This window comes from Methylobacterium aquaticum (assembly GCF_001043915.1).
In the GTDB taxonomy this organism is placed as follows: Bacteria; Pseudomonadota; Alphaproteobacteria; order Rhizobiales; family Beijerinckiaceae; genus Methylobacterium; species Methylobacterium aquaticum.
Genome location: NZ_LABX01000043.1, coordinates 25,399 through 32,461 on the forward strand (window position 1 = coordinate 25,399; position 7,063 = coordinate 32,461).

At 71.8% G+C, this 7,063-nt stretch carries 7 protein-coding genes and 1 riboswitch; of the genes, 1 reads left to right on the top strand and 6 read right to left on the bottom strand.

Annotated elements, in window-relative coordinates:
* Nucleotides 1-8 precede the first annotated feature (8 nt).
* The 5 genes from VP06_RS05860 to VP06_RS05880 all read right to left on the bottom strand — a co-directional run bounded on the left by VP06_RS05860 (nucleotide 9) and on the right by VP06_RS05880 (nucleotide 4,907).
* Nucleotides 9-758: an ABC transporter permease gene (locus tag VP06_RS05860; protein WP_048462897.1), complete on the bottom strand. Its 750-nt coding sequence runs from the start codon at nucleotides 756-758 to the stop codon at nucleotides 9-11.
* Complete coding sequence (locus VP06_RS05865; protein WP_048462887.1) at nucleotides 755-1,531, bottom strand: ABC transporter ATP-binding protein; 777 nt, start codon at nucleotides 1,529-1,531, stop codon at nucleotides 755-757. The genes VP06_RS05860 and VP06_RS05865 overlap by 4 nt, the downstream gene beginning before the upstream one ends.
* Nucleotides 1,521-2,990 (bottom strand): acyl-CoA reductase, encoded by a 1,470-nt coding sequence (locus VP06_RS05870; protein WP_048462888.1) that lies wholly within the window; start codon nucleotides 2,988-2,990, stop codon nucleotides 1,521-1,523. The genes VP06_RS05865 and VP06_RS05870 overlap by 11 nt, the downstream gene beginning before the upstream one ends.
* Nucleotides 2,987-4,078: a LuxE/PaaK family acyltransferase gene (locus tag VP06_RS05875; RefSeq protein WP_048462898.1), complete on the bottom strand. Its 1,092-nt coding sequence runs from the start codon at nucleotides 4,076-4,078 to the stop codon at nucleotides 2,987-2,989. Before VP06_RS05875 ends, VP06_RS05870 begins: the two co-directional genes overlap by 4 nt.
* Nucleotides 4,079-4,181: 103 nt before the next feature.
* A riboswitch (TPP riboswitch) is annotated at nucleotides 4,182-4,280 on the bottom strand.
* 36 nt (nucleotides 4,281-4,316) lie between these two features.
* Entirely contained in the window at nucleotides 4,317-4,907 is a 591-nt protein-coding gene (locus tag VP06_RS05880) for a TetR/AcrR family transcriptional regulator (protein ID WP_048462889.1), read from the bottom strand.
* Between the two features lie 111 nt (nucleotides 4,908-5,018).
* On the opposite strand from VP06_RS05880, the gene VP06_RS05885 reads away from it, so the two are divergent.
* A complete protein-coding gene (locus VP06_RS05885; protein WP_048462890.1) occupies nucleotides 5,019-5,429 on the top strand; it encodes a RidA family protein in 411 nt (136 codons plus the stop codon).
* Nucleotides 5,430-5,433: 4 nt separating this feature from the next.
* On the opposite strand, the gene VP06_RS05890 is transcribed toward VP06_RS05885, so the two are convergent.
* Nucleotides 5,434-6,765, bottom strand: coding sequence for an AmpG family muropeptide MFS transporter (locus VP06_RS05890; protein ID WP_048462891.1), 1,332 nt, complete (start codon nucleotides 6,763-6,765; stop codon nucleotides 5,434-5,436).
* Between the last annotated feature and the right edge of the window lie 298 nt (nucleotides 6,766-7,063).

Consider the following 7,063-nt stretch of genomic DNA (forward strand, 5'->3'; position numbering starts at 1 on the left):
GGATTATGTCAGTCTCTCGCGTAACGGCGCAGGATCAGGGCTTCGAGCCCCCGCGCGGCCTCGTAGACGGCCATGCCGAGGGCGGTGATCACCACGAACAGGGCCAGGATCAGGCTCGAATCCATCACGCTCTGGGCCGCGATGATCGAGGCGCCGAGGCCCTGGCGCCCGCCGACGAACTCGCCCACCACGGCGCCGACCAGGGCCAGCACGATGGCGACGCGAAATCCCGCCAGGATCACCGGCAGCGCGGAGGGCAGCTTGAGGCGCAGGAGGGTCCGGACCCGCCCGGCGCCGAGCATCCGAAAGAGTTCGCGCTGGGCCGGCTCGACCTGGTCGAGGCCCGTGAGGGTATTCTCGAAGAGCGGGAAGAAGCAGATCAGCGCCGTGATGACCACAATCGGCGTCAGCCCGAAGCCGAACCACAGGATCAGCAGGGGGCCGAGCGCCAGCTTCGGCACCAGCTGGCTCGCCAGCACGTAGGGGCGCAGCACCCGGTGCAGGCTCGGCCATTCCGACAGCAGGATGCCGGCGCCGAGACCCAGCACCGTCCCGGCGAGGAGCCCCAGGACCATCTCCGTCATGGTCACGCGCAGATGCGGCCAGAGCCGGCCGGAGGCGAGTTCGCCCCACAACGTCCCGGCCACGGCGGAGGGCGCCGGCAGGACGAGGGCGGAGACGCGCCCGGAGCGGCACCATGCCTCCCAGGCGATCAGCACGGCCGCCAGCAGCAGGGCGGAGGCGAGGCGCGTCCTCACGCCGCCCGCCCGATCGCCGGAGCGGCCCCGTCCATGATCGCCCGGAGCGACCGGCACACCGCCCCGAAGGCGGGATCGTAGCGGATGCCCGGCGGCCGGGGCCGCGGCAGCGGGACCGCGCCGTCGTGCACCAGGCGCCCGGCCGCCATCACGCCGACCCGGTCGCCGAGATAGGCCGCCTCGGCGATGTCGTGGGTGACGAAGAGCGCCGCGGTGCCGCGGGATGCGCAGAGGCGCAGGAGGTCGTCCTGCAACTCCTCGCGGGTCAGCGCATCGAGGGCGGCGAAGGGCTCGTCGAGGAGGAGCAGGCCCGGCTCCGTCACCAGCGCCCGGGCCATGGCCACCCGGCTCTGCTGCCCGCCCGACAGGGCGGCGGGCCGGCGCTCCGCGAGGTCGCCGAGGCCCATCGCGGCGAGGAGGTCGCGGGCCGCCGCCCGGTCGGGGGCTTGAGGCCGACGCTTGAGCGAGACCGGCAGCAGCACGTTGTCGAGGGCCGAGAGCCAGGCGAGCAGAGTCGGGGCCTGGAACACGACGCCGACGCCCGGCGCCGGACCGCGCAAAGGCTTGCCGTCGATGCGGACACGGCCCTCATCCGGCACGATCAGCCCGGCGGCGAGCTTGAGCAGGGTGGTCTTGCCGCAGCCGCTGCGGCCGAGCAGGCAGTGGATCGCCCCGCGGGGGATTGCCCAATCGACCCCTGCCACGGTCTCTAAGGGATCGCCCGGGAAGCGGTAGCGGACGCCGTCGAGGATGAGATGGGCGTCACTCGGCATAGGGTGCGAAGCCTTCCGCCGCCGCCTCGGCGCTCGCCTCGATCTCCGTCACCGTCACGAGGTCGAGCAGGCTGAAGCGCCCGTCATGATGCCAGCCGGCCTCCGGCGCGGTCATGCGGCCGAGCGCCGTGATCCGGGTGACGCCGCTCCCGGCCAGATCGTCCGCAATCGCGACGAGCCGCGCGGGGGCCGCGGCGATCCCGGCGGTCTGAAGGTAGGCGCGGTGGGGCGCCACCAGGGCCGGCACCGTCGCGAGGTCGTCGACCGTCACCACCGTCACGCTGCGGTTGAGGCCGGACGGGCCGAGCGTCACGGCATCGTCGAGCAGGACGACGCTCCAGGGATCGGTGGGATCCCCCAGGAGCGTGGCGCCGCCCGATCGTCCGTCGCTGTCAAGGGCGCGCATCTCGTGGGCGCTGCGCCAGGCGGCGAGGGCGGCGGCCTCGCCCGGGTCGAGCCGCCGGCGCGGATGGCGGCTCGCCAGCGCCGCGAGGGCATGGGCAAGGTGGCGGGCGAACTCGTCCGGCGCGGTCGGGCCGCCGCGCTCGACGAACAGCATCTGGGGCGCGTAGCAGCCCTGCTGCTCGTAGCGGACGATGTCCTGGGCGACGAGCCGGGCGAGGGGGCCGGTGCGACGGCTGTCCAGGGCCTCCCGGGCGACCATCGCGAAGCCGATGCGGTGGCCATGCGGCAGGAAGCGGGTCGTGATCGGCACCTTGGCGCGGAGCGCCGCCAGGGTGTCGTTGCCGCCATAGGCCATGACGCACTCGGCCTGCGTAAGGAAGACCGCCTCGGCGCCGCCCTCGCCCCCCTTCCACCAGGTGACCGCCAGGCACTCGCCGAGTGCGGGATCGGCCTCGGCGATCGCTTGCGCGAACCAGCCGGCGGTGAGCGGCTCGGCGGAGGCGAGCTTGCCGACCGTCCCGGCCTTCACGAGGAGGCCCGAGACGAGGCTCCAGAGTGGCAGGGCCGGGACGTTGCCGGCCCAGACATGCAGCAGCAGGTCCGGCCCCCGCGCCCGCACTAGTCCGCCCTTCACCGCCGGCTGGAAGCCGTCGAGCATGCCGGGATTCGAAAAATCCTCGGCCAGGAAGCGCAGGAGCTGCGGCCGCCGGAAGGTCTTCAGAGTGCTCGTCAGGCCGAGCCGCACCGTCTCGCGGTCGTAGCCGGTGACGACCGGCAGCAGCGCCTCGGCCTTGCGGCGCAAGGGATGCGTGCGGTCGAGCAGGCAGGCGCTCGCCCGGTCGATGGCCGCGACGATCCGGGCGGTCTCCATCCCCCGCAGGGTGTCGCGGGCGCGGGCGCGGATATGGTCGCACAGGGCCCTCGCCTGGTCCCCGCCCAGCTCCGGCAGCGCCACCGCGACGGTCTCGCCCCAGGCCCGGTGCGCGACGATGCGCCGGCCGATCGTCTCGGCAGCGAGCCCCGGGAGATGGCCGGCCTCCTCGACCGTGCTCATCCCTGCGCGGCGGCCAGGAACTCGGCCACAGCGACCGAGCAGCCCCGCGACGCCGAGCCCTCGACCCGGCCGAGCAGCCGGAAGCCGCCGGGCACGATCACCCCGGCATCCTCGGTCAGGATCGCCGAGACCGAGTTGAAATGGGCGAGATCGTGGTGGACCAGCACGCCGGTCTCGCCCTCGGGCAGGTCGGCGCCGGTGAGCGGATCGACGACGCGGCTGCGGATCCAGGGCGGGCCGGACTTCACCGGCGGACAGACCGCGTTGCCGTCGTCGTAGAACTGGGTGCTCAGCTCGGTCATGCCGTACATGTTGAGGCAGGACTCGCGCGCCACGCCGAACGCCGCCGACAGCCCGTCGTAGAAGGCGTCCGGCTCGATCTCGCGCGACTGGCCCTTGAAGCCGCCGGTATCGAACAGGAAACTTCCCGGCGGCAGGGCGAAGCGGCGGCCTCGCTCCTTCAGCGCATCCAGCACCGGCACGAAGGCGTAGGTGGCGCCCAGCAGTGCCGTGGGTTCCCCCGAGGCTTCGGCCTCGGCGAGCGCCGCCAGCAGCGCGTCGAGATCGAGCCCTGTGGGGCCGACGAAGACCGCGCTGTCGGGCGTGCCGAAATGCTCACGTGCCAGCGCGAGGTAATGGGCAAGCGACGAGTTCGGCAGCGCCGTCTCGTCGGGGAACAGGATCCCCATCCGGATTGCGTCTCGCCCGCGCATCACCCGGGTGGCGAAGCCCGCGCGCATCGAGGCGTCGTAGACCGCGAGCGTCGGATGGTAGCTGCGGCCGCGCCCGCTTCCCGTCGTGCCGCTCGTCATGAACACCCGCTCGGCCTCCTCCGGCGGGCAGCAGCTCAAGGTCAGATCCTTGAACGCCTTGATCGGCACGGCCGGAATGTCGCGCCAGCGCCGCACGGTGAGCGGCGTGCGCCCGCGCGCTTGCGCGAAGCGGCGGTAAGGCGCGTTATGGGTGAACTGGTAGACGAAGAGCCGCAGGGCCAGCGCCTCGAACTCGGCGTCCGTCGCGCTCCCGCGCCCGATGAAGGCGAGCAGGGCCTCGACGATCTCGGCCTGCGAGGTCTCGGTTCGGGACATGACGGCCACCTCGCGCCCATCCGTGGGCGACGGCCAGGCCGGAGCGGAGATCATGCGCGATCGAACGGCGTCGTTCGGCCTTCGCGCCGGCGCCGGTCCCGCATCCCTACGCCGGCATGACCCGGATCAGGTTCATAGGGTCACCGCGGCGCCCGGACGGGTCCGGACCGGCGGAATCTCAGCCCCCTCGCGAGGCTCCCCTGGGAGCCGGGGAGATTGGGGGGAGTAGGGCCAAGTGTCAAGCAGGGCGCGCCAGCCCCTCGGCGAGCCGCTGGAAGGCGTCGAGGGCCTTGGCCAGGGTCGCCTCCGGCGCGTCCGAGGCCGCGACCCAGAGCGCGGCGTGGAGCGAGGCGCCATTGAGGAGCCGGGCTGCCGCCTCCGCGTCCACCGGGGGGATCGCCCCGTCCGCGACGAGGCCTTGGATGCGCAGCGTCGTCTCGGCGAGACAGGCATTCTGGCTCGGCCAGCGCGAGGGATCGCCCAGCACCGCCGGGCCGTCGAGGAGCAGGATGCGCTGGATCTCGGGTTCCAGCGCCATCTCGATATAGGCCCGGTATTCGTCCAGAAACCCGCGCCATGGGTGCGAGGCCCGCTCGCCGACGACGCGAAGGCGCCCCGCCATCTCGGCGTCGATCTGGTCGATGACCGCCTGGAGCAGTCCCTTCTTGTCGCCGAAATGGTGATAGAGCGCGCCCCGCGTCAGCCCGGCCTCGGCGGTGAGATCGTCCATCGAGGCGCCCGCATAGCCCTTCTCGGCGAAAGCCCGGCGGGCGGCCTGGACGAGCCGGCCCTTGGTTTCCTCCATCATCTGCGCGCGTCGTCCGGCCATCCCGCTCCACCATTTTCGACATACGGCGCGTATGCGATTTGACATACGTTCCGTATGTGTGCTCTCTCGCATACGGCCCGTATATCAACGCGCGGGCTGGAGGAACAATCCATGGTGCAGGCGTCTTCCAAACGCGACGCGGTCTTCCCGCCCGGCCGTCAGGCCCTCTACGACCAGCACCGCTACTCGGCGGCGATCCGCTCCGGCGACCTGCTGTTCGTCTCCGGACAAGTCGGCAGCCGCGAGGACGGCTCGCCGGAGCCCGATTTCGAGACCCAGGTCACGCAGGCTTTCGCGCGGCTCTCGGCGGTGCTGGCCGCGGCGGGGTGTACCTTCGACGACGTCGTCGACGTCACGACCTTCCACACCGACCCTCCGGCGCAGTTCGACACCGTGATGCGGGTGCGCGACCGCGTGATCGGCGAGGCGCCCTATCCGAACTGGACGGCGGTCGGCGTGACCTGGCTCGCGGGGTTCGACTTCGAGATCAAGGTGATCGCCCGCATCCCGGACCGTGCCTGACCGATCAGGTTTGCGGCGGAGCCTCGTCGGAGAGGCCGACCTTGGCCCGGACGGAGACGGCGAGCAGCGCCACCGGCACCCCGATCAGCGAGGTCAGGACGAAGAACAGGGGAAACCCGGTCCGCTCGACGATGAATCCGGAGAACCCGGCCAGCACGCTGCCCGGGAAGGCGCAGAGCGAGGTCAGAAGCCCGAACTGGCTCGCCGCGTGCTCGGCCGAGGCGAGGGTCGACATGTAGGTGATGAGCACCACCGACGCGAAGGCATAGGCGAAGCCGTCGATGCCGACGGTGATCGCGAAGGTCCAGAACGCCCGGCCGCCGTCGCCGCCATGCGCCGCCAGGTAGGCGAGGCTCAGATGCGAGGCCGAGGCCGCGACGGTGCCGATCAGGAGGCTCGTCAGCATGCCGACTCGCGGCAGGAGGGCGCCGGCGAGAAACGTGCCGCCGAGCCCGATCCAGAAGCCGAACAGCTTGGTGACGGTGGCGATGTCGGTGTTGGAGAAGCCCTGGTGCTTGAACAGCGGCACCGCCATCGCGGTCGCGATGTAGCCCGGCATGCGGAAGCCCGCGACGAGCAGCAGGATCGCCGGCGCCATCGGCCCGAGGCGGCGCAGGAGATCGCGGATCGGCGCCCAGACCGTCTCGACGAAGCCCGCGCGGGGCGCGTGGGGCGCCAGGTCGGAGGCCGGCTCGGGGGCGGCGACGGCCGCCAGCATGCCGACCAGCATCAACGCCCCCATGGCGAGATAGGCGCCGCGCCAGCCGATCCGGTCGGCCAGCAGCAGGGCACCGGCCCCGGCCGCGAGGTTGCCGATCCGCCAGCCGATCTCGGCCCAGGACGACAGCACGGCCTGCGTCTCGTGCGGCGGCACGCTGGTGATGCGCCAGCCGTCGATGACGAGGTCAAGGGTCGCGCCGGCAAACCCCAACGCCACCGAGAAGGCGATCGTCCAGGCGAGCCACTGCGCCGGATCGCCGAAGGCGATGCCCGCCAGCATCGCCATGACGCCGAGCTGCGCCGCGACGATCCAGCCGCGCCGCCGGCCGAGCCAGCGCCCGAGCAGGGGCGGGTCGGTGCGGTCGAGGAACGGGGCCCAGAGGAACTTGAACTTGTAGGCCAGGGTCATCTCGCTGAGCAGCCCGATCGTGGCGATCGAGATGCCCGCATCCGACAGCCACGCGGCCTGCGTCCCGTAGACGAGCAGGAACGGAATGCCGGAGGTGAAGCCGAGGCCGAGGGCCGGCGCCATCCGCCGGTCGGTGAACAATGCCGACCAGAACGGCGACGGCGCGCGGGCGGGGCGCGTGGAGGAGGGGACGGCCGGTGCGGTCATGCTCGATCGGGCTCGGGGCGGTGGCGTGATGGCTCAGGTCGGGGCATCCTGCCATCCATGTGACGCCCTGCGCCGTCATCGTCGACGCTCCGGACATCCCCTCTCAGGGGATCCCGGATCAGAGCGATGCCGGGCCTGGGGGCCGGCATCGCCTCGTGGCTCGTGATCACCAGCTAACACCAACGGTCGTTGAAAACGACCTTTGGTTCCGTTCTCGAATTTTCGCCGAGCCTTCGGCTTGATGTCGAAAATTCGAGATGGGGCAACGGCCCGATGCGTCAGCATCCTGGGCCGTTGG

Excerpts from the sequence above, each read along its gene's own strand:
- VP06_RS05865 (WP_048462887.1), bottom strand. The coding sequence starts at position 1,531 with ATGCCGAGTGACGCCCATCTCATCCTCGACGGCGTCCGCTACCGCTTC.
- VP06_RS05870 (WP_048462888.1), bottom strand. The coding sequence starts at position 2,990 with ATGAGCACGGTCGAGGAGGCCGGCCATCTCCCGGGGCTCGCTGCCGAG.
- VP06_RS05875 (WP_048462898.1), bottom strand. The coding sequence starts at position 4,078 with ATGTCCCGAACCGAGACCTCGCAGGCCGAGATCGTCGAGGCCCTGCTC.
- VP06_RS05880 (WP_048462889.1), bottom strand. The coding sequence starts at position 4,907 with ATGGCCGGACGACGCGCGCAGATGATGGAGGAAACCAAGGGCCGGCTC.
- VP06_RS05885 (WP_048462890.1), top strand. The coding sequence starts at position 5,019 with ATGGTGCAGGCGTCTTCCAAACGCGACGCGGTCTTCCCGCCCGGCCGT.
- VP06_RS05890 (WP_048462891.1), bottom strand. The coding sequence starts at position 6,765 with ATGACCGCACCGGCCGTCCCCTCCTCCACGCGCCCCGCCCGCGCGCCG.